Below are 20,946 nucleotides of genomic sequence, written 5' to 3' on the forward strand. Positions count from 1 at the left end.
GCCGGACCTCTTCAACCGCCTCGACCGAGACAGTCACGTCGCTCATCAGGTGCTACTTCCTTGATCGGGAGTTACACCGTTGACCGTACAGACCCCCCCCACCGCACAGCACGAGGATCACACCAGCGCTGAGCACCAGTGACCCGCTGGAAAGCAGCGGCTTCCTCACCGAGGACGACGTCGAGGAGTGGTCGGCGTCAGGGGCCGGGCTCAGCGGGTGAGGTCGGCCAGGCTGTTGAGGGCGGTGTCGATCTCGGCTGGAGTGTTGATGACGGCGGTACCGATCCGGGTGTAGGTCGAGGTGGACAGCCGCACGCGGCGGGTGGCGGCGTGGTCGACGACCTGCTGATGGGTGTGTCCGGCCACGCTGAAACAGGTGATGCCCGCGGACAGCTTCGCGTCGGCAGGGGTGTGCACTGTAACCCCGGGGATGCGGCCCAGTCCTTGCTTCACCTGCGTCGACAGCTGTGTGATGCGGGCGGCAACGCGTGCTCGGCCGAGCTGCTCATGCAGCGCTACCGCCACCGGCAGGGCGAAGGCATGCTCGAACGCCAGAAACCCGCCGGGCGACAAGGGCACTGCTCCCCCGCCACTGATGAAGCTCACGAACGTGGGCCGCAGCTGGTCGAGGACGTCCGGCGCCACCCAGACCAGCCCCGTTCCCCTTGGACCGAACAACCATTTGTGCGTTCCGGCGATCACCACGTCCGCCCCCAGGTCGGCGGCGTCCTCGTCGATCGCCGCCAGCCCGTGCACGCCGTCGACAACAAGCAGACACCGGTCGGCAGGACTGCGGCCTTCGTTGGCCCGGCGCACCACCTCGGCCACCGCACGCACCGGCATCCGAAGCCCCGTGCTCGATTGAACCCAGGTGATCCCCACGACTCTGGTGTTCGGGCGAATCGCTTCGCCGACCGCCGCTGTGATGCCGTCCGCCGTCGCGGTGGCCGGATCGTCGAACCAGGAGCCCAGCCGTAGCGTGTTGCCATGCTTGACGGCGGCCAGACGGGCGGCGGTGCGATGGGAAATGTGGTCGTGCTCCGTCAACAGGAACTCCTGTCCCGGACGGGTCACGACGCCGTTGTAGAAAACGCCCAGCCCGATGCTCGTGCTCGCCGTCACCGCGATGTCCTCGGCCCGGCCCCCCAGATAGCCCGCGAGCGCCTGGCGTACCCGGGGCCAACCGGTAGGACCATCGGGCAGTGACAGCCCCGTGGGCACCGCGAGAGGATTGGCGTCGACCTGTGCGCTCAGGTGATTCACCGCATCCCGCACCACCTTCGGATGCGAGGCCAGATAGAACAACGCAAGGTTCGCCCATCCGGGCTCCAGGCGGAACTGCGCCCTCAAGGCGGCCCAGTCCACACGCCCGTCGATCGTGGCGAGCGGCCGCTCCCGCGGTGTGTCCACCGCTGCCGCACTGCAGCCGGGGACGAGGGCGACCGCCACCGCTCCCGCAGATTTCGCCAGCAGACCGCGCCGACTTGTCATCGACATCCAGCACCCCTTTGCGCCGCGACCGCCGGAGCGGTAGCGGAATGACTGTCGGTGCCCTTCTGGTCACGAGGTTACGCAAAGCGTCCGCAGGCGCCGACACCGTCCCATGACCGGGCGGGGACGTCTCGCCAAGTAAATCGCGAGCTCGTCCTCCAGGCCCGTATCCCCCGTATACCTGGTGCGCTTCCGCCGGCAGTCCGGCTCCGTCGCGATCTGGGACAACATCGCCCCCCAGCACTACGCCATCAGCGACTACTTCCCGCAGCGCCGCGTCATGGAGCGCATCGCCACCGCAGGCGTCCCGCAGCTCAGCCGAGGTAATCGTCGTCCCGAGGGATGAGCAGCACTCTCACCCCTCCCACCTCGGCCGACCAGCGCTCTCCCTGCTCAACGGCCGCCCGCCCCTCACTGAGCATCCGCGTGCGAATGTCGCGCGCCGACGCACGCAGTGCCGTCGCCGGCCTGCCGGTCATGTCCGGGTCTCGGTCCAGAATCCGCTGCACTGACCTGTCGAGAGCCGCCACGGCTCCCTCAATGCCGTCCATATCCCCACCCGCCGAGGCGACCGACGCCACTGCCCAGGCCATCCACAGAGCCATCCTCGAAGAGTAGGACAGGCAGGTGAGCCGCGGCTGAACGCGGAGGCGTGTCGGACCCCCATGTCAGGCAGCAGGAAGCCCCCGATCCACGGGAACCTGGGCCCTACCCCGCACGACTGTTCAGCGCGTGCGATGAAGTACCGAACAGCCGACCTGTACCGTGCGCTTCCACCACGCCAAGATCCAGTAACCGCCTCACCGCCCACCGGATCGTGTCCAGAGAGAGACGCCGAACCGGTTACCTGTCCGGCGCGGTCAGGAGCAGGACCTGGGCCTTGGAGCGAGTAATCCCGAGCGCGGCGGCCACCGCTTCTCAGCGTGGGCAGTCGAATTCGAGGCGTTCAACGACGTCGTGGTCCCGCCGTCCCGGCCCGGCGCGACGCCTCGCCCTCCCCGCGCGGCTTGAAGGCCTCGTCCCCCGCATCAGTCGGCCGCGGGGAGGGCAGCGGCAGCAGCCTCTGCCTGGCCTACTAAGCAGGGACAGAGACCGCCGCGCCGAGATGGCCTTGCCGCTTAAGATCCCGGAATGGAAATCGAACTGTCGGACGCACTGGACGAACTGATCGAGCTGCAGGAAGCGACCGACGAAGCGCACGCCGAGTTGACACGCCTCCAAGGGGAACTCGGCGACTCGGCTCAGTGGACCGACGAGCAGCACGTGACCTGGCGGGACGCGTGGGAAGACGCTCGCGAGCCCTGGTGGCTGCTGGATACGGCCCTGGACCACTACGCGGAGACGATCGGTTTGGACCGCGCCGAGTTGGAGGCCACTGTGCAGAAGGCGGCAGGCCACGTTCCGCCACCAGCCGAAGACTGACGGGGGGCTTGTCCGTCAGCCGCAGCACGGTGCTGCGGCTGGTCGAATCCTTGCCCGACCCAGAAGTTCCCGCCCGCTGTGTCGTCGGCGTCGATGAGTACGCGACCCGCAAAGGCCGCCACTACGGGACCGTCCTGGTCGACGCCGAAAGCCGACGCCCGGTGGATTTGCTGCCCGACCGGGAAGCCTGCAGCGTGGCCGCTTGGCTCGCGAAGCGGCCAGGGGTAGAGGTGGTCTGCAGCGATCGGGCACCGTTCTTCGCAGAAGGCGCCACCGCCGGGGCGCCCCAGGCGGTGCAGGTGGCGGACAGGTGGCATCTCCGGCACAACCTGAGCGAAGCCGCCGAGCGTTGTGTCGCAGTCACCCGGCCACCCGCCGCGGCGTGAACTCACCCGCGACCGGCAGCTGCGTAAGCGCCGTCAACCAATCCCGGTGAGTAGCGAGGCCAAAGACAGGAACAACGCGCCCAGGGCACCCACACAGCCGTAAAGCCGCACCTCACGCCGGTCATCATGTCGGCGGACATAGTTCGTGGCGGCCGCGGCGAAGGACAGGCCGCCGGCAATGAACCACGGCCCCCACAGGTAGAGGTACCAGCGCGTCAACCCGGTCAGATCAGGCGCGACAGCGCGCGCCCCAGCTTCAACCAGTACTCCGTGGGCAACGAAGAGACATCCGTGCCAGACGAGCAGCACCGTCGCGCCACCGCCACAGAACACCATGAGCCGACCCGTCCACTTGCCGCGACGGCGCGTCAGGCCGATGCCGAGCAACGCCCCCAAAAGCTTCAGGAAACCGGTCACCTACAAGACGGCCAGGAACCACGTCACCCGGTCATCAGCGAGCTTTATCAGTTCGCGAGCTACCTCGACTGCGCACCGAAGGTGCCACCCAACGCTTAAGGGTCCTAACAGAAGCTGTTGGTCATGTGCCTTTCGGTTCGGATGGTCGTTGGTCTGGCCGTGGGGAAACGTCAGTCGCGGCCGTGGATCGTGTCGGATGAACTGTGGTCGCTCATCGAGCCGTTGTTGCCTGAGCCGGCGGCCAAGCAGGTGGAGGGGCGCCCTCGGGTGCCGGACCGGCAGGCGCTCTGTGGGATCCTGTTCGTGCTGCATACCGGGATCCAGTGGGAGTACCTGCCGCAGGAGCTGGGCTTCGGTTCCGGGATGACCTGCTGGCGGCGTCTGGCCGCGTGGAACGAGGCCGGCGTGTGGGACCGGCTGCACGTGGTGCTGTTGAAGAAGCTGCGGGTCGCGAAGAAGCTGGACTGGTCGCGGGCGGTGATCGACTCCTCCGACGTCCGGGCCGCTCGACGGGGCCCGAAAGCGGGCCCAGCCCGGTCGACCGTGCACGTCCGGGCAGCAAGCACCACCTCGTCGTCGACGGCCAGGGCAGCCCACTCGCCGTCTCACTGACTGGCGGCAACCGCAACGACGTCACCCAGCTGATACCCCTGCTGCAGAAGATCCCGTCCGTCGCCGGCCTGGTCGGACGGCCACGCAACCGACCCGACAGTCTGCTCGGCGACCGCGGCTACGACCACGACAAATACCGCCGTCTCGTCTGGGCCCTGGGCATCAAACCCGTGATCGCCCGCCGCGGCGTCCCACACGGCTCCGGCCTCAGCGTCCACCGGTGGGTCGTGGAACGGACCATCGCATGGCTCCACGGCTGCCGCCGGCTACGGATCCGATGGGAACGACGCGACGACATCCACGAAGCCTTCCTCGGCCTCGCCACCTGCCTCATCACCCACCGACACGTCCAACGCCTTTGTTAGGACCTCTTAGAGGAAACTGGGTACCGCGAACAGAAACCCCCATGCCGCAACGGCCAACCCGGGCCACCTGCCCAGCCGGAGGCGGAGCGCCCAGCTCGTGGCCGGACGCACTGGGTTGTCCACAGAATGCTTGATCGTCACGACTCCACCGTTGCCGACCCTCGATGCCAGAGCGTCGTCCGCGCGAACGACCAGCCCCCCCCCGCACGGGGGAGCCACCCTTGCACAAGCCAGCGGCTGACGATCAGCGCCGCATCGCCCACAGTATGGTCGGATCGATGGCGTTGCCGATGGCCGGCTCCAAAAATCGTCCTGCAACGGTTGAAAGTGCAAGGGAAAAGCTTTGCGCTCCAGAATCGCGCTCACGACCGTCGCGCCCAGGACGCGAGAATCAGCAGCACGGCCGGCACCAGGCCCAGCGGGAACCCGGACGGTCCCAGGATCCACCCGGCCAGCACCACCCAGCCCGCCAGGACCCATCCCACGTAGCGCGGGACCTCCTGGCCCGTGCGGGCCATCCGCGACAGCAGCAGGCCCAACAGAATCAGCGGCACCACGAAACCGCCCGGCAGCGCCCAGAACAGACGCACTGTCTCGGCGTGCGTGTCGGGGTCCGCGCCACGCAGCTCGCCCGACAGCCAGCCACCCCATTCCGACCGGGACTCGACGCCGAAGAGCGCGGTGTGGAGGCCGCCGATGGCCACTGCGCTGCGGCCTGCCCACAGGGTCAAGGTGCGGGCGCGGTTACTGCCACCCGCGGAAAAGGTTTCGATACGTTCAGTTCCGATACTCATAGTTCCGTATGATGGGGCAATGCAGCCTCCGAAGCAACCCACCGGTCGCCCGCGCGAGACCCGCGTGGACGCCGCAATCCGCGACGCGGTACGCGAGTTGGTGCCGCGCGTGGGATACGCCGGCCTGACCATGGACGCCATCGCCGCCAAGGCAGGCATCGGCAAAGCGGCCATCTACCGCCGCCACACCTCACGCGGCGAACTCGTCTTCTCCACCCTCGTCCACGGGAGAAAATCGCAGCCCCTGCCCGACACCGGAACACTCACCGGCGACCTCACCGCGCTCGCGCACCTGATCCTGGGGATCTTCTCCGACCCGGTGACCGCCGCAGCCACCCCCGGGCTACTCGCGGACCTGCTGCAGCAGCCCGACATCGCCGCGCGGTTCCAGGAGACCTTCATCGCCGAAGAACGCGCACAGATCACCGCGTTGCTGGAACGCGCCCACCAACGAGGCGAACTGACTACACCGGCAGACCCCGCATTGGTACACGCCGCCGTACTCGGCACCGCGTACGCCTGGCTGTTCCTCCTCTCCCAGCCACCCACTCCCGCCCTCGCGTCGCGCATCGCCGCGCTCGCCGAAGCCGCCGCCCGGGGCAATTGACCGACGGCGATATCGGCCGAATCCTGGTCGTAGAAGAAGCCGCGACACCCCCGGTCCTGAACGATCAGGAGAATGCCAAGCGCCAGGGACTGGTCTGCGTTGGTAGCCGTTGTCGTACCGAGAGGTTCGCTCGATGATTGAACGAGTGTTCCCGGGCGGGTGGTCTTCCGGTGACACGGGTATGAAGGCAGGGGCTCCTGCACAGCTCGTGGGTGTCACCCGCCACCGGATGTGAAACGTCACCCGGCCAGCCGACGCGGCGTGAACACCCCGGGACGCTCCTCGGCCAGCCAGCCCCGCTCCACCAGCCGCTTCACCTTCGACCGCACCCCCTCGACCTTCGCCGGCACCACCTTCAGGCTCAGCCGCCCGGCCAACTCCCGCGCCCGCAGCCCAGCCCCGCCCGCCTCCGCCTCCGCCTCCAGCACGCCCACCAGCAGCTGATAGTCCGGCTCCAGCGCCTCAACCGCCAGGCCCTCCCGCCAGTGCGGCACCACCGAGCCCGCCACCGGCCGGCGCCCTCGCCACGGTCGGCGCCGCTCCGACGGCTGCTCGGCCTCCGGCTCCGGCGCGGCCAGGGCCTCGGCCAGCTCCACCCGCGCGATGGCCCGCCGCTCGAGCAACGCCTCCGCCTCCGCGAGCTCGGCCCCCACCCGCTCCACCTCCTCGCGGAGCTCTTCGACCCGAACCTGAGCGAACGTCTCGCGTGCTTCCAGCAAACCCCATGACCGAAACCATCGTCGACCTCCGTGTCATCCCCGACAATCGTGACGGCCCGCTCTTCCTCGATGCCACGGAGTTCGTGTCTGACCAGCGGAAACCCATCGCTCACGTCCGGAAAGACAACGGCTACTGATACCACCCATCACCGCACGAGCCCGGTCTGTCGCATATTCAGCTCGTCAGCAGCCGTCGCGGCCGCGGGCCGGCCCTGGTCGTGATCCGCCAGCTGGACCGGCAGGGCTGGCACCCGTCATCGACCTGCTTGCTCGTGAACGCGGGGTCGTGGCCGTCGACCTGCCGGGATTCAGCGACAGCCCACCGCTGCCGGACGGCACCACCCCCAGGTCCACGCACTGGCTGCCGAGGCCGCCAGGTGGTTCCGAGATGGTTCAGCGGCCGGGCCCGCCCGCGGCCGAGTACGCCCGGTACACGCGTATCGTGCGCTGCGCCACGCACACCGCGCCGGTGGCCCGGACGAGGGTGCGGGTGCGGGTGGGCCGTGGCGATAGCAGAAGTCGGCGATCTGGAGCAGGCGTCCGCCAGCCGGGACCCAGCCGCCTAGGTGTATTGATCACGAGCGTTGTTGACACTCGGCGGGTCTTGAACATGGCGAAGACCTCCGGTGTGGTGGGAGCTGTCTAGGAACCCATTGCACGACGGAGGTCTTCGTGTCCCACCGTAATGCCCGGCTGACCGTCTTCGGTAGGCGCGTGCTGGTCGAACGTGTCCGCTCGGGCCGCCCCGTCGCCCACGTCGCGGCCGAGATGGGCATTTCGCGGGCCACCGCCCACAAATGGGTCCGCCGCTGGCGGGCCGAAGGCGAAGCGGGCCTGCACGACCGCTCCAGCCGGCCCGCCAGGACCCCGCACCGGACGTCCGCCGAGGTCGAGGCACACGTCTGCCGTCTGCGCCGGGCCCGTAAGCTCGGACCCGCCCGTATCGGTCCGGTCCTGGGCCTGCCCGCCTCGACGGTCCACCGCATCCTGACCAGGCACGGCCTTAACCGCCTGGCCTGGCTCGACCGGCCCACCGGGCAGCCTGTCCGCCGTTATGAGCGCGCCCGACCAGGCGAACTCGTCCACGTCGACATCAAGAAACTCGGCCGGATCCCTGACGGTGGCGGCCACAAGGTCATGGACCGCCGGACCGCGATGGACAACAAGATCGCCACCACCAGCGAGCGAAAGAGCTCCAAGCCGGTGATCGGCTTCTGGCACCTGCAGGAGGCCCGCACCAACCCCGGCGCGACCATGCCCGCGCAGGCCGGCGAGAACCTGGCCGCGCCACCCCCGGTGACCCGGTCCACCGCCGGGCCCAGGCCAAGGGCACTGACCAGAACACCCGCTACAACGACAACCGGCGCATCGTCCGCAGCTTCTGCCGCACCAAGGTCATGCAGGACCTGCGTAATTCCCTGCCTGCCGCCGGCGGACCCTACGACTGCGACGAGTACGCCTTCGCCTCCACCTACGAAGGCGCCGGCCGCTACCTCCACGACGGCGCCCAGTACGAAAACCACTACTCCGCACGCTGGGGCAACAGCGACGTCAACCAGGAAGCCGGCCGCCGCCTGGGCCGCTGGTACAACGTCGACCGCATCCTCGACCACGAGCGCTTCTACATCCCCATCACCAACTACACCTCCAGCCCGTAGTCCGACCCCGCACCACTGAAAGACCGGTGCCCCCGGAGGGACTCTCCTCCCCCGGGGGCACCGCGCTCTCCCGCCGTCACTCACCGCGCCAGAACTGCATCAGCGCCCACCCCTCCGGCCCCTTCACCGCGTCGAGAGATCCCGGCCGCCACGCGGCCCGTACCCGCCACCGGCCACCCGCCGGCAGCGCAAACCCCACCGCCCGGCCCCCGGCGGCAATCTCATCGACCACAAACCGGCCCGACGGCAGGTCCATCACCGCCTCCCCCCGAACCGGCCACACCCCAGCCTCGAAGTCAGCCGGCCCGTCCCACAGCTCCAGCCGCAACCGGGTATCCAGCACGTCCTCGGGTGTCTGCAGGTAGAGCATCGTGGCGTTCGCCGCGACCAGCCCCTGCGCACCCGGCGTGGCCGGCCGCTCCCCCGCCTGCCCTTCCGCATCTACCACACCGAACAACCGGTGGTCGACCACCACATCGAACTCATCCGCACTCACCAGCTCAGACATAAACCCTCCCGCACACGGCACCGCCCCTGCGGCATCCCGGTCACCTGACTACCTTGCCCCTACCCAGAGAACCCCGGGGGCCGAGCGGGGGCGGTCCCGTGTGCGGGATCGCCCCGCTCATCACAACCTGGCACTCCTTGTCCTGCCCGGTCATGTCGACTCCGGCGAAGCCGGCGCCCACCACAAGGATCCTCGGTCGTGCCACGGTTTCCGCCTTCTCGGCCTGACGGGTCCGTCGCGCCTGCCCGTTCAGGCGCAGTCTGCTCACGATGGCGCCCGCGGCCGCATGGAAACGGGCCGGCGGAGCACATCTCCTGCATGGGAACAGTGGTGCACGTACCGCAGACGAGGGACATGATCGGTGACGAGTTGTCCGGAGACGAGGCGTGGACCGCGCTGCGTCGCTACGGGGGCCGTCGGCTGGCGTGCGACGCGTTTCTGCGCTTCCGATACGCTGACGGGTTCAGCTTCGCGCGGGCCCTCGCCTTCCAGTTGGTCATCGGGATGGTGCCGCTCGCCATCGCCCTGGTCGGGGTCTCTGCGGCCGTCCACACCGAAAGCGTCGGACGGCTGATCGAACTGACTTTGAGCGAGATCGTTCCGTCGGCCAGCGCCGAGCTCGTGCGCGAGGGCTTGCTGGCCACCCGCACGCACGCCGGTGCCGACACGGCGGGCACCGTGGCCATGTGGCTGGGCCTCGGTTTCGCCGTACTGAACCTCGCATCGGCCATGGGCCAGGTCGAGCGGGGGTGCAACCGCATCTACGGGATCGAACGCGACCGGCCGTTCCTGGAGAAGTACGGCCGCAGCCTGCTGCTGGCGGTCGGCGCGGGTGGGCCGCTGGTGCTCGGCTTCCTCGTGACGGTGGCGGGCGGGGCGGTGAGCAGGGCGATGACGGAGGTGTTCGGCCGGCCCGGGGCGTGGCTGAGCTGGTGGGATTGGGGGAAGATCCCGGTGGGCGTGGCACTCGCCTGCATGGCATCAGCGGTCGTCCTGCGCCGGGCGCCCCGGCGCGACCAACCCGGTTACACCTGGCTGGCGTTCGGGTCCGTCGTACAGCTCGTCCTGTGGATCACGGCTACCTGGCTGCTGGCCCTCTACGTGGCGCACAGCGGGTCCTTCGGTTCCTTGTACGGGCCGCTGACAGCCCTGATGGCCCTGTTGCTCTGGGCCAACCTGGCCGGCGTCGCGCTCTTCTTGGGCGTGGCCTTCGCGGCCCAACTGGAGGCCGCCCGGGCCGGCATCACCAGGCCCGTGCATCCGGATCCCGGTTCCGGGCCTTGACCGACTGCCTCAGGAGGGGATGGACAGGGACCAGCCCGGCCTGCGCTCTATGGCGGGCAGGGAGTCTCGGCTGCTCGGGCGGTTTCGATCTCAGCCGCCGACGGGGGCCGGTGGTGCGGCGACCACATCCACCCCCACGAGGCCGGCTACCAGCGCATGGCCCAAGCCATCCCCCTCACCAGACTCTGACAAGCAACGCCGGCCCCGGTTGCAGCCATGAGCATGCTGCACCGTCAGGGGTGCGGTGATCCGGCGCTGTCGCTTACGGGGGCACCGTCGTCCGGGGCTGCTGGGCGGGGGAAGAAGAGGTCTTCGAGCGCGTCTGCAGCGAAGAGGAAGGCCATCATCACGACCGGTAGAAGCAGGCCAAACAGGATCACAGAACCTCCCAGCAGGTCGGTCTGCGGGCTTCGCGGCCCGGCTCTCAGCATGGGGCCGAATGGCGGAACGCGCACGGTGACCCCGCCCGGCCACTGCCGGGGGCCGCGCTCGATGTGCTGGCGCACGCCTTCGGCTGGGTCGGACACGTGCAGCTACCGGACGGCCGGCCAGCGACATCGACAACCGCCATCGAGGACGCGTATGACCGGCTGCCCGGGGCGGTCGGGGTCGACTCCGGCGGCAGCGGTGAGGAAATCCGGGTCTACGAGTGGCCCTCCGCCGCCCGGCACCACCGGCGCCACCCTCTGGAGCGACCGCCGTATGGGTGGAGCTGCACAACGAGACCTGGGCGTACCGGATGGTGCGCGCCGACACCGTAAGGCAGGTGTGGTGGGCTGCGAAGCAGCCCGCGTACCTCACCCTCACCCTCACCCTCCAGGGCGGGCAGGAGGCCCGCCAGGACGACGTCAGCGCCGGCAGCGTTTTGCGTCGGTCCAAGGCCCACGCCGCCCGGGCTCAGCCCGAACTGGATCACCCATGACGACACGTGCCACCTGGTCGACCGGTCGAACTGGATGCTGACCGACCATGCCACCTGGCGGGAAAACAGCAACGCCGCCGACCTGGCGCTGGTCGCGGATACTGTGTGCCCGCCGAATGGCATTGCGTCGCCGCCGCTCAGCGCCCCTGCCCGGACGGCAAGGTCAAGACAGGGTGCGGGAAGGTGCACCTGCAGTGGGACACCCCGCGCCGCATGGACGATGAAGCCTCCGGGTGGACCACTACGCCAGCGACGTTGCCGGCGTCACCGTTGGCCGCACGCTTATCGGTGCGGCCAACGGTCACATCGCACCGCTCTTCGTGCCTCTCGCAAGGACTCCCGTGCGGGCAGCCACATGTGAGTCCCCGTCAAGGACCGGAACAACTGGGCCGAGTGCCGCAGCATGGAGCCCGGACTTCCCCGAAGCCGACACGCTGGACAACGAGATCCACTACTCGGGCAGGGAAGCGGACACGACCTGCCGGTTCGGCGAGGACACCTGGAAACCCAGCGCCCGGCTGAAGCCGCGCGGCATCACCAGCGTGGAACTCGCCTTCACAATCGAGAAGCCGATCCCGGCACCCAGGCCGGAGCCGGCTCCCAGCCCACAGATCCATGACGATGCCTGCGTACCCGCGGCCCGTACAGCACCGCAGGCCCGCTTCTCCCCCTGCACCGCGGTGCCTGCGAGACCGGCAACCCAACGTGCGGCCAGCCAGCCCGCTTCTATGCCGCCGAATGGCGATGCGACCACCACCGGCCCCGCCGCTACTGGGGATTGTAGGACGCCCCCACACCCTCACCAGGCATTTCTTCGCCCCTGCGGCATCAGCCTCCCGAGGCGGACCAGGAAGCCGACGCCTCCAGGCACTGGTTGGGCGGCCCGGTGCTACTGCCGTCAGAGCGCTCGGGTCACCGGGCCCCACCTGCGCACGCCCTGCCGGCGCGGACTGCGCCCGACCATAGCTGCGGCCGGCCAGCGCCCCCACCCCAAGCGCAGCGTGCGGCAGAGAACTGAGAGAAACACCGGGCACTTGTCGATGGGTTGTGGGATTGTGAGTGGACAGGTTCCCGGCCTCGACGAGGAGGTCCGCCGCCCGCACCGTCTGCGCTGCTACCTCTCCCTCCTCGTCAGGTCCTGAAGGCGACACCACGCGGGCCGTTCCGATCGGCCTCCCTCAATGCCGGGGGCGGGGCGTTGTCGCCGGGCGGCTAACCGAGCCAGACAATAGCCAGGACGGACAGGTGGAGCAGCGTACGGTTCGCGAAGTAGACGACGGACAGCCGGCCGGCGGACGCGAAACGGACGTCTTCGCCCTCAGTGTCACCGGCGTCCCACTGACCGAACCCCCACGGGTCGGCCGTGGCGGCGTCCAGCAGATCCCACACAGTCTCCTTCACGTGCTCGGGCAGTCCGGCGAGGACCTTCCCGGCGGGCAGTGACAGCCGCACAGCGTACGGCTGACCGCTCACCGGCGTCCGCTCCGGAGCCCTTCCGGGTCCATGAACCCGGTCCCGTTCCAGCCGGGGGTGAGGAGTCTCGGCCTTTCCAAGGGAACGGCACCATGGACACTCCCGGAGGTCGCTCGCAGCGCTCGCTGGATGGGGCAAGGACACGGAGAAGCCCGCCCTGTATTCGTCCTGAAGTGCCTGCATCGAGCTCATTTTCGTGCGGGGCGGGGTAGATCCGCCGGCCGTGCCTGCTTCGGCCACGCAGCGTGTCACCTGCATCAGCGCCGCCCGCACCGTACACGCCACCCGCGTCGCCGCCGCCCATAGACCGCGAGCGGCTGGGTCACCACCGGGGGGCATCCTCACGCGACCCTTCTCGCGGACTGTGTCCAGATGCTCGGGCAGACCCAGGCCCCTCTGTCGGACGTGCCATTCCGCCTCCGTCGCACGCTTCGGAGGGATAGACCTTTCCGACGGGGGCGGCCCAAGGAGGGTTGACGGTCCCTCGTCAATTCCCGAGGAGGACTCTCACAACAATAGGCCGAAGATAATTTTTTAAGTCTAGACACGTGTCGCCGTTTCCCTCAACGTCCACTAGAGAGGCGTATCGAGCAGGAACGAGCAGGCCCACCGTTTAGCGCGACCCATCCAGCGGCCAGAAACCGGTAGCGATACAGATTGCCGGGGTTTATGCGCGCCCTCATCAATGTGCAGTTTGCCGGGGTTTTCCCTGCCCGACAATGTGCGAATTGCCGGGGTTTTTCAGCGATATCAGCCGCCCTCTCGAAACTGGGTACGCTTGATCAGGAGAGTGGGCTGGGCGGCCTGCTCGCCTGCGGAATTGGATGAGCCCGGCCTGGCTCTCGTCGGGTTCTTCGCGCTGCAGTTCGCGAGGGCAAGAACAGCGGGGCCAGGGCACTTGATGGACTGTCGCCAGCGCCGGTTCGACGGCCTCACCGCAACTCAGCGCCTTCGTCACCACGGGGCGGCGGCATCACGCGTCTCCGCGGAACGCAAGACGTGACGAAAGTCTCGAGCCAAAGCGCTCACCGGCCGTCAGAGCTGCAGCCGTTCAGCGAGTGTGGTCAACCGCCAGCGAGGGGGTGTTTCGTCGTATAGGTCTCGTGTGACGGGTGGCCGACACGGCTCATGAACGACCCGGAGCGGCTCCCCACCCAGGCAAGCGGAGACGCCGACAGGCTTCTCCCCTGGCTGTACCAGCGCCACGGCTTGCTGACGAGCCAGCCGAATGGCATCTACATGCAGGGACAGGACGTGCTTGAAGCGTTGCCGGCGCCTCAGTTCAACGACGTCCACGTCCCACAGCCGGCCAGTCCCTGAGGACGTCAACGCGGTGAAACCTGTGGCCAGTACGGTGAAGATCAGCACGATCCACAGGCAGATGTCTCCCACAGCTGGTCCTTTCGAAGGCTGAAGCCCAAGGGGCGTCCGGACCGGAACCCCGGCGATCCCTCGGCATAACGCAGAGGCATATGCAGAGTTGCGCCCTGTCCTCCGATTGCAGCCATGCGCAGCAATCCGTCAGCCTCGGCATCTCGATCTATTTCCCGATGATCAGTCGGCTGCTGTGGGCGGCCAGATGAGGACCGCAGCCGACCTGACGGGGGACCCAAGCCCAGATCAGCACGCTTCTGGGGGAAGGCGACGCGGCCGTCCCATGCCAGGGAAGTGAAGTCGACGGAGCCGCCGATGGGGCTCAACGCTGAGGGCATGGACGGCGGCCTGTGGCGAGAGCCGGCGACGTGCGCAGACGCATCCCGCCGTGGAGGGGAGTCTCCGCCGGGCGGGGACTCGGTGCCCGGCAGGGCCGTCGTATTGAAGTATGCGCGCAGCCATCAGCCGCCCCGGCGGACGGGATGCGCGGGTGACGGGATCGTCCTGCTGGGGCCTCAATCGGGCCGCAGCTCGTCGTCGCCTTGAGTCGCGGGGTGGCGGCGTGAAAGGCCGGCTGGGCGGTGCTTCTGGTCTGTTTATAGAATCGAAAAGACAGGGTCAGCACTTATCCATCGACCAGCATCACCCGGATGGCGCATACCCTGACCAACATCGACAGCGTTTATGGAATATGACAACAGCAAAGCTCCCCGTCTCCTTCGGCAGGACTGCAAAGGAAGACGGACAGGGAGGCCGCTTTCACTCCGGGGCGACCCGGATCGGGAAGTGGATTTTCATTCCAGGCTCAGCCGACTGCGGCGAGGCCCGTCAGGCAACGCTGGAACACGAGAGTCTGGAAATCGGTCTGACGTACTCGTCCTCGATCTTTGAGGACTTCCTCCACACGATGAGCGTGATCCAGATCGAGTTCGGCAGGCGGACGGAGAACACGGCAGCGCCGGCAACGGCTGTCGGCGAGTGCTCGGGTGGCAGCCCCCGTGTATGAGCCGTACGGGTACCCGGACACCCACAGTCCGCATCCCCAGCCGGAGACCACCGCGTTCTGGGACTGGCCCGAGCACGTACAGCACGTCTCTGCCGGGCAACCGCTCGGCGGGTCCGGCGAGGCGCATCCGTCGTGGGATCCGGTGGAGGAACTCGCCATCCTTCTCCAGGAGAGCGCTACGCCCGGGCAGCCGGAGCCCTTCGCCCAAGAAGGCTTCGATGGCACCGGAGCCACGGCCAGCACCATCGGCCTCGTCGCAGGGCTGAAGCAGACCCCTACCGGGCGTCCGCCCACAGCCACCAACGGGCACCGCCGGAACGCGTCGAAATCGCCAGTGGTGACCCTGCTGCAAACGGGCAGTGTGTTCACCGCCGTGCTGGTCGGTGCCATCGCCGCTGTGGTGAGCATCCTCAGCGGGCTGGCCATCTGCGACGCCCTGCGCCACAGCGCCGGGCCCCACACGGCACGCGCAGTGGTCAGCTGGTGGCCCCTGCTGATCTACGGCCCCTGGATGGTCGCCTCCCTGTCGATCCTGAGATCGGCCCTGCACCAGCGCCGCGCGCTTCATTCCTGGTCCATCGTTTTGTTGTTCTCCACCCTGGCCACGCTTCTGTGCGTAGCCCAGGCACCCAGAACGATCGCCGCCGGCGCGGCGTCTGCTCTTCCTGCCGTCGCGGCGCTGGCCTGCTTCCAACAGCTGGTCCGCCAGATCACACTCACGCGACCGCCTCGCCAAGCCGCTCCGCGACACCGAAACCCGACGCCCTCTGTGTCCGTTCCGCTCAGGCAGACGGGCGCAGCCAGACGCAGCCCGGCCAGTGTCCCTCCCGGCTACCCTGCGGCAGACAACAGGGCAGTCCGCTCTCCGTCCCCCAGTCACAGAGTCGGATACGGCGCATGACGGTCGTACGTGTGCGGCAGTGCCGCTTGCGCAGGTCAACCCGATGTCCCTCGGGCCGGGCCACGGGTTCCGGTTGCCGGTGGAGAGCCGGGGCGTCGGAACGACGCTCGAGGTCGCAGCGACGGCGCGAGGGCTGCCTCCGGTCTCTTCATTTGTCTGCTCGGTAAGAGCCAGTGGGCTCCGGCAGCGGTACTGGGCGCGAGTTCGTACCGTCGGTGAAGTCTGGCTGGCCGACCGTCTTGCCGCCGGCGAGATCGGTCGGCCGTCCACGCGCGGGAATGAGAATCCTGCGCGAGCGTCCCACCAGAAACGGCACTGTGGGTCGACGGCGCAAGAGGGCCGGGCATCCGATGGGCGGCGACCGCGAAGAGCAGAGGCGGTAGCGGCCGCTAAATCCCTGGTCAACCCGGTCCTTCCCACACGTCAAAGGGGTCCTCGCCTGCACCTTTGAAACGAAGATCGAAACCGATAGTCACGGGCCGTGCACAGACTCAGCCCTACGGTCTACCCACCTTGCCCGGACGCGAGCCGAGTCTGGGCTGCGCAACGCGATGCGGCTGGGAGCAGATCCCGCACACCAGGCGTCCGGTCACTGCGGCACACCCGAGCAACGTGCCGTAGGGAACGGTCATGCCCGGCAACGGGGGCCAACGCCGTCGGCATCTGCGGCGGGCGGGCTGCTCAGGCGTTCAGTGCTGCGGCGCCACGGGATGCGTGCGCAAAGGGCCAGCTCGCCGGGCAAAGGGTCGCACCCTGCTGAAACGAATACACAACGTGCTCCGGCGCCTCACCCCACGCCAATCAAGAGAGGTCAGCAACATGTACGAATTTACCCACGCAGAGCGAATCCAGTACAAGCAGCGCCAGGACACCGCATACCAGGCTGGCGAAGACGCTGTCACCAACCTTCAGGCGGCACTCGCGCTCGCAGACCTGACCCTTCCCTCCCTGAGCAACGACGGGCCAGTGGCCAGCCACGGCTTCGTCCGGCTCGGAGGATGCAACGCGGACTTCGCCAACCGGCTCGCCGAAATCATCGCCGCAGGTGCCGACGCTCTGCAGCATCAGCGGTGAAGACGGCGCGTTCTTTCGCCATAAGCGCCTGCCGGCTGCGGTCGCGCTGGGGCCCGCTGCTTCACGCCCTTCTCACGCCCTCCCCATGGGTAGCGAGCGGGCGAACAGTGTCGGCTTCCGGATCCGACCTTTAGAGGGGAGCGGGAAGCTTGTCGCCCTGCGGTGTCGTGAAGTGGTTCGACCCTGACCGGGGTATCGGTCTCATCAGCCAGGAGGACGCCGGACCTGACCTTCAGGCAGAAGCCTCGGCAATTCATGGAGAGGATCCCCGTCTGCGCCAGGGCGAGGAGGTCTTCTTCAACGTCACCCTGGACAGTGCGGGACTACGGGCCGACAACATCCGCCGTTCGGAGGGAGCCCGGCGCCACCGCGGTCCACGCCAGCACACGGGAGTATCAGCGTCCGTCTGAAGCGAGCAGCCGCACTCCTGTCCGCACAACGGCGCCGTCTTCCGACAGGATCCCGCTGACGCCAGAGCCCGCTCGTGCTCAGTCAGCTCCGGTCCGCAACTCGCGGTCGGAACTATTGCCGATGGCGCTGTTGCTGTTGCTGTTGCTGTTGCTGTCGCTGTTCGCAGAGTTCGTCCTCGGGGTGGGTGAGGGCCTGGCGGGTGGTTTCGTGCCGGGCCAAAAGGTCGTCGTAGTCGGCCTGTCTGCGGCGGTGCTCGCCCTCACGGTTTCCCAGCGGGCCTGCAGCTGCTCGTGGAGGAGGACGGTCTCTTCGTAGGCGTCGGCCGGTGACAGGCGGTCGGCGTAGCGCGGGTTGACCTCTCCCGGGGCGCGGTGTGCAGGCGCAGCATCGTGGCACGTATGTTGCGCAGTTCGTCACTGCCGGATGTTTGGCCGGGACAGCGGCTTCGCGGAGCCGATGCTGCGCGCCGTCCGCCGGCGAGCATGGGCGGAACCGAAGCCGGAGGGGTTTGCGTGGCCTCAGCCCGGGCTGAGGCCACGTGCACGAGCGGGGACACGGTGGACGTCGAGCCGTCCAGGTCGGCGGCCACCCGGTTGCATCACCCGGGCGCACCCTCATCTGATCGGCTCCCCGGGAGTCGTCCGCGTCCCCGCCTTGTTCTGGACGGCCTACCGCTCCGCGCTCGTCACCCTCTCCCGGCGGGCGGCGGCCCCTGCGCGACAAGCACGGGCCGACAACGAGTGACTACGCGGGCTCGCCGTACTCGGCGACGTAGGCCGCGTAGTTCTCCAGAGGACGGCCCGGCCGGCCTCGGCGGTGAGGTGCTCGACCGAGACGACGGCCGGGACCTGCCGGTCCTCAATGGTGGAGGTGATCAGCTCGATCCGGCGGGCCAGTTCGGCGACGACGCTGGGAGCTGACTCGACCAGCAGCTTCCCGTCCCGCCACGAGAACCGCGGCGCCCGGCCGACGCCGGTGCTGCGAACCTTCGCGGTGAGGAAGGCCGCGTGGCTGTGAGGGCTGCTCCGGCAGGCTTCACAGCCCATGATCAATGACATGAGTACGGAAACCGTGGTCGAGAAAACCTGGCGCATGCTGTTGGAGCGCCACCCCGAAGCCCGCCGCGGGAATCCTGAGGTGATCGAAGCCGCGTTCGCAGAGCCGCGTCTGCGTCAGCTGTTCCCCTTTCCGAGCCATGGCTGCCTGACCTTCCACCGGAACACGGACTTCCCGTGGAGCAACGACCTGCCCTTCATAACTGGCGGAGCGAAGGGTTACTCGGTGTTGCTGATGTAGACCGCGGCGCCGAGTTCGTCCCGTGGTCCAAGGCCGGGACAGGGGCGCATCGGAGGCCGGGGCGCAGCCGCGGCTGTTCCTCGTCCCCGCCTCCCCCACGTCCCGACCGACTACGGACCCACACAGCCCGAGGCGGCGGGGAGGAGGCGCTGCGTGGTGCTGTCGGATACTTGGCCTTCTCCAGGCGTGGTCATCACGAAGCGCGGTCAGAGCTACCGGCAGCGCTCAGCCGCGAGATCTCCGGTCAGCGGACTCCCCGGGCGCGCCAAGGCCTGTAGGCGTTCGGCGCAACACCCTGCCACTCCCCCAGAATCACCCGATTGGACTAGTCGCGCATGCCACAGACATCCCGCGCAGTCATCCTGGGAAGGCCCGAACGGGCTAACCCCGAGAGGAGTAAGGCATGCGCGTTCGACGACTACTCGGCCTGGCCCTCGCAACCCTGGCCATCGCAGGTATGAGCGCCACCGGGTCCTTCGTGGCCGAGGCGGCCACACCCCAGGTTTCCTCGGCGGACTGCAAGTACGGCGGCGGAAACCCGGTGAAACACAGCAGCGGCTACTGGTACTGCCAGGGCGGCACGTACTCCGGCCAGCGGATCTACGACAGCAGCGGCTACTGACCACACGCGAGTCCGGGTCGTCGGCCCACCGCCGGCGACCCGAGGCGGCGCTCGCGCTGTCGGCGGCCTGCTCCTCGGTCATGAGCATGAGCCGCATCCGGATGGCGCCCCCAAACTCTTAGTCCTGTTGGCGGCCTGAGCTCCGGTCACATGCTGATCCAGCAGTACAGCCGGTAGCCGCGAACGGTCGCCCTTTTCGCAAGAGCAGCGAGATCTTCCAGGAAGCCAGTGAGCCCGGTCGGGTCCGACTCGGCGTTGAAGACACCTGACGCAGACCAACCGTTTGCCTGGCCCACCCATCCTTCACCGCCTCGAACACCGCCGGTGCGGGTCGAGGTGAACGACATTACGCGCGAGAACAAGGCGCGCCGATCCAGGCGCTTCAAGAGCCACAAACGGTGTTGTATCAGCCGCAACAATGTGAGATCAGTCGTTGTCTTTGCAGGTCAGCCCCTCGAGTGAGCTTCTCTCTCTACGGACCTCGGGCCCCTGACCGGCAAGAACGACAGCAGGCAGCACGTGCGGAGTGTTGCAACCGATGCAATTCCTCCTGTTTGCGGTGACGGACCAGAGGGGCATCCCACTCCGGTAGCGCCATCCGCCAGGCGTCCAGCAGCGGGCATGGAGCCGGGCCCGGACTTCCTGGCCGTCGGGGAGGGTGAGCCACACCGGCGGCGGGACTGCAGGGGCGGACATGCAGGTCAGGTGCGGGCCAGCTGCTCTTGCCGGGCCTGCTGGCACGGCACACAGAGAGGGCTCGCGGGAGCGCCGTACTTTGCGCATGGCTGACTGCATTTTGCGCAGGGTCCGGTCTGGCTGGGGGCCCAGGTGGCGACGGCGGGGCGGGCTGTGAAGGTGGTCATGGGCGGGCTCCGGTGCTGGCAGGGACAGCCGGCACTCGTGAACCGTTTCAGCCATGGCGGATATGCGCCGCTAAGCGCGCCGCGAGGGCGTTCTCCGCTGTCACCCAGTTCTCGGAAGCCCGGGAGCTGGGTCCCGGCTCGACTGCCAGACATAGAATAGAACACATGTCCGAGCTTCCGCCTGATCCACCGCGCCTGCGGACGGTCGTGACCTACCTGCGCAACGAGCTGCGCAGGGACGAGCGCGCTCTGGCCTTCGCGGAGGAGCAGGAGGCCGCAACCGCACGACGGCGCACCCTCCCCGACCTGCCCGCGTGGGTGATCGAGCGGGGCATCGGGGCCGGACGGCCGCCGGTCAGCGTCCACGCCGGGGACTGCTGGGACCGCGGCAAGCGCTGCCGCCCCCTGAGCGCCGAGGAGGCCCGCCGGGCGCTTTCTGGAGGCGTTCCGGCTTGCACGCACTGCCGACCCGATACGGCCCTCGGCGTGATCGACTGACTTCAGGTGCCCACGTCGGCACAAACCGCAGCGGACCCCGGTGGTCTCTAGTCTTCTGAGTCAGGAATTCTGTTCAGATATGAGGCGAGGCGTTCGAGGATCTCATCCGCGGTCTTGGTCCAGATGTAGGGCTTGGGGTCGGTGTTCGAGGCTGCGATCCAGGCCCGGATGTCTTGCTCCAAGGCCTGAACGCTCTTGTGGACGCCTCGCCGTATCTGCTTGTTTGTCAGCTCGGCGAACCAT

At 68.2% G+C, this 20,946-nt stretch carries 23 protein-coding genes and 3 pseudogenes; 18 read left to right on the top strand and 8 right to left on the bottom strand.

The genetic code is table 11. The features are described 5' to 3' along the window. Nucleotides 1-210: 210 nt before the first annotated feature. On the bottom strand, nt 211-1,497 hold the full coding sequence (locus ACWGIF_RS34030; RefSeq protein ID WP_453503300.1) for an aminotransferase class V-fold PLP-dependent enzyme: 1,287 nt from the start codon (nt 1,495-1,497) through the stop codon (nt 211-213). Nucleotides 1,498-1,675: 178 nt separating this feature from the next. Between ACWGIF_RS34030 and ACWGIF_RS34035 the strand changes: the two genes are divergently transcribed. From ACWGIF_RS34035 to ACWGIF_RS34045, 3 genes and pseudogenes are all read left to right on the top strand, one after another. After that, nucleotides 1,676-1,837, top strand: coding sequence for a hypothetical protein (locus tag ACWGIF_RS34035; RefSeq protein WP_453503301.1), 162 nt, complete (start codon nt 1,676-1,678; stop codon nt 1,835-1,837). A 785-nt stretch (nt 1,838-2,622) separates the two neighbouring features. After that, on the top strand, nt 2,623-2,913 hold the full coding sequence (locus tag ACWGIF_RS34040) for a hypothetical protein (protein WP_453503303.1): 291 nt from the start codon (nt 2,623-2,625) through the stop codon (nt 2,911-2,913). Between the two features lie 5 nt (nt 2,914-2,918). Next, a pseudogene (locus ACWGIF_RS34045) lies at nt 2,919-3,281 on the top strand (ISL3 family transposase); the annotation flags it as partial. Nucleotides 3,282-3,332: 51 nt separating this feature from the next. Here the strand turns inward: ACWGIF_RS34045 and ACWGIF_RS34050 are convergent. Then, a complete protein-coding gene (locus ACWGIF_RS34050; RefSeq protein WP_453503305.1) occupies nt 3,333-3,716 on the bottom strand; it encodes a hypothetical protein in 384 nt (127 codons plus the stop codon). Nucleotides 3,717-3,857: 141 nt separating this feature from the next. Between ACWGIF_RS34050 and ACWGIF_RS34055 the strand changes: the two genes are divergently transcribed. Further along, a protein-coding gene (locus ACWGIF_RS34055) for an IS5 family transposase (RefSeq protein WP_453503332.1) occupies nt 3,858-4,693 on the top strand; the annotation gives its coding sequence in 2 pieces (ribosomal slippage) (nt 3,858-4,208 and nt 4,211-4,693; 834 coding nt in all). Between the two features lie 362 nt (nt 4,694-5,055). Here the strand turns inward: ACWGIF_RS34055 and ACWGIF_RS34060 are convergent. Next, nucleotides 5,056-5,487, bottom strand: a complete 432-nt coding sequence (locus ACWGIF_RS34060) for a DUF6463 family protein (RefSeq protein WP_453503307.1) — start codon at nt 5,485-5,487, stop codon at nt 5,056-5,058. 19 nt (nt 5,488-5,506) lie between these two features. On the opposite strand from ACWGIF_RS34060, the gene ACWGIF_RS34065 reads away from it, so the two are divergent. Continuing rightward, a complete protein-coding gene (locus ACWGIF_RS34065) occupies nt 5,507-6,094 on the top strand; it encodes a TetR-like C-terminal domain-containing protein (RefSeq protein WP_453503309.1) in 588 nt (195 codons plus the stop codon). Nucleotides 6,095-6,333: 239 nt separating this feature from the next. Here the strand turns inward: ACWGIF_RS34065 and ACWGIF_RS34070 are convergent, their stop codons facing one another. Then, nucleotides 6,334-6,813, bottom strand: coding sequence for a hypothetical protein (locus ACWGIF_RS34070; RefSeq protein WP_453503310.1), 480 nt, complete (start codon nt 6,811-6,813; stop codon nt 6,334-6,336). A 5-nt stretch (nt 6,814-6,818) separates the two neighbouring features. Between ACWGIF_RS34070 and ACWGIF_RS34075 the strand changes: the two genes are divergently transcribed. From ACWGIF_RS34075 to ACWGIF_RS34085, 3 genes and pseudogenes are all read left to right on the top strand, one after another. Then, on the top strand, nt 6,819-6,950 hold the full coding sequence (locus ACWGIF_RS34075) for a hypothetical protein (RefSeq protein WP_453503311.1): 132 nt from the start codon (nt 6,819-6,821) through the stop codon (nt 6,948-6,950). Nucleotides 6,951-7,485: 535 nt separating this feature from the next. Further along, a pseudogene (locus ACWGIF_RS34080) lies at nt 7,486-8,028 on the top strand (leucine zipper domain-containing protein); the annotation flags it as partial. Beyond that, nucleotides 8,028-8,471: a NucA/NucB deoxyribonuclease domain-containing protein gene (locus ACWGIF_RS34085; protein WP_453503333.1), complete on the top strand. Its 444-nt coding sequence runs from the start codon at nt 8,028-8,030 to the stop codon at nt 8,469-8,471. The pseudogene ACWGIF_RS34080 and the gene ACWGIF_RS34085, both read left to right, overlap by 1 nt. Before the next feature lie 76 nt (nt 8,472-8,547). Here ACWGIF_RS34085 and ACWGIF_RS34090 read toward each other — a convergent pair whose 3' ends face one another. Beyond that, complete coding sequence (locus ACWGIF_RS34090; RefSeq protein WP_453503313.1) at nt 8,548-8,979, bottom strand: hypothetical protein; 432 nt, start codon at nt 8,977-8,979, stop codon at nt 8,548-8,550. Between the two features lie 318 nt (nt 8,980-9,297). Here ACWGIF_RS34090 and ACWGIF_RS34095 point away from each other — a divergent pair, with 318 nt between their 5' ends. Both ACWGIF_RS34095 and ACWGIF_RS34100 read left to right on the top strand, forming a co-directional pair. Continuing rightward, a complete protein-coding gene (locus tag ACWGIF_RS34095; RefSeq protein ID WP_453503314.1) occupies nt 9,298-10,263 on the top strand; it encodes a YihY/virulence factor BrkB family protein in 966 nt (321 codons plus the stop codon). A gap of 706 nt (nt 10,264-10,969) precedes the next feature. After that, nucleotides 10,970-11,185: a hypothetical protein gene (locus ACWGIF_RS34100; RefSeq protein WP_453503316.1), complete on the top strand. Its 216-nt coding sequence runs from the start codon at nt 10,970-10,972 to the stop codon at nt 11,183-11,185. 451 nt (nt 11,186-11,636) lie between these two features. Here the strand turns inward: ACWGIF_RS34100 and ACWGIF_RS34105 are convergent, their stop codons facing one another. Together ACWGIF_RS34105 and ACWGIF_RS34110 are read right to left on the bottom strand one after the other, a co-directional pair. Continuing rightward, a complete protein-coding gene (locus ACWGIF_RS34105; protein ID WP_453503317.1) occupies nt 11,637-11,942 on the bottom strand; it encodes a hypothetical protein in 306 nt (101 codons plus the stop codon). A gap of 455 nt (nt 11,943-12,397) precedes the next feature. After that, complete coding sequence (locus ACWGIF_RS34110; protein WP_453503319.1) at nt 12,398-12,658, bottom strand: hypothetical protein; 261 nt, start codon at nt 12,656-12,658, stop codon at nt 12,398-12,400. 2,065 nt (nt 12,659-14,723) lie between these two features. Here ACWGIF_RS34110 and ACWGIF_RS34115 point away from each other — a divergent pair. From ACWGIF_RS34115 to ACWGIF_RS34150, 8 genes are all read left to right on the top strand, one after another. Beyond that, nucleotides 14,724-15,038, top strand: coding sequence for a hypothetical protein (locus ACWGIF_RS34115; RefSeq protein ID WP_453503320.1), 315 nt, complete (start codon nt 14,724-14,726; stop codon nt 15,036-15,038). After that, complete coding sequence (locus ACWGIF_RS34120) at nt 15,031-15,939, top strand: hypothetical protein (protein ID WP_453503321.1); 909 nt, start codon at nt 15,031-15,033, stop codon at nt 15,937-15,939. Before ACWGIF_RS34115 ends, ACWGIF_RS34120 begins: the two co-directional genes overlap by 8 nt. Nucleotides 15,940-16,758: 819 nt before the next feature. Next, complete coding sequence (locus tag ACWGIF_RS34125; protein ID WP_453503323.1) at nt 16,759-17,013, top strand: hypothetical protein; 255 nt, start codon at nt 16,759-16,761, stop codon at nt 17,011-17,013. Between the two features lie 167 nt (nt 17,014-17,180). Further along, nucleotides 17,181-17,423: a cold-shock protein gene (locus tag ACWGIF_RS34130; protein WP_453503324.1), complete on the top strand. Its 243-nt coding sequence runs from the start codon at nt 17,181-17,183 to the stop codon at nt 17,421-17,423. Nucleotides 17,424-17,544: 121 nt separating this feature from the next. Then, nucleotides 17,545-17,739: a hypothetical protein gene (locus tag ACWGIF_RS34135; RefSeq protein ID WP_453503326.1), complete on the top strand. Its 195-nt coding sequence runs from the start codon at nt 17,545-17,547 to the stop codon at nt 17,737-17,739. A 741-nt stretch (nt 17,740-18,480) separates the two neighbouring features. Then, nucleotides 18,481-18,720, top strand: coding sequence for a DUF6193 family natural product biosynthesis protein (locus ACWGIF_RS34140; protein ID WP_453503328.1), 240 nt, complete (start codon nt 18,481-18,483; stop codon nt 18,718-18,720). 403 nt (nt 18,721-19,123) lie between these two features. After that, nucleotides 19,124-19,342, top strand: coding sequence for a hypothetical protein (locus tag ACWGIF_RS34145; RefSeq protein ID WP_453503329.1), 219 nt, complete (start codon nt 19,124-19,126; stop codon nt 19,340-19,342). Nucleotides 19,343-20,370: 1,028 nt separating this feature from the next. After that, entirely contained in the window at nt 20,371-20,703 is a 333-nt protein-coding gene (locus ACWGIF_RS34150; RefSeq protein ID WP_453503331.1) for a DUF6233 domain-containing protein, read from the top strand. Nucleotides 20,704-20,750: 47 nt separating this feature from the next. On the opposite strand, the pseudogene ACWGIF_RS34155 reads toward ACWGIF_RS34150, so the two are convergent. After that, nucleotides 20,751-20,946 (bottom strand): annotated as a pseudogene (locus ACWGIF_RS34155) (IS630 family transposase); the annotation flags it as partial.

The sequence above is a fragment of the Streptomyces sp. NPDC054849 genome (assembly GCF_053610945.1).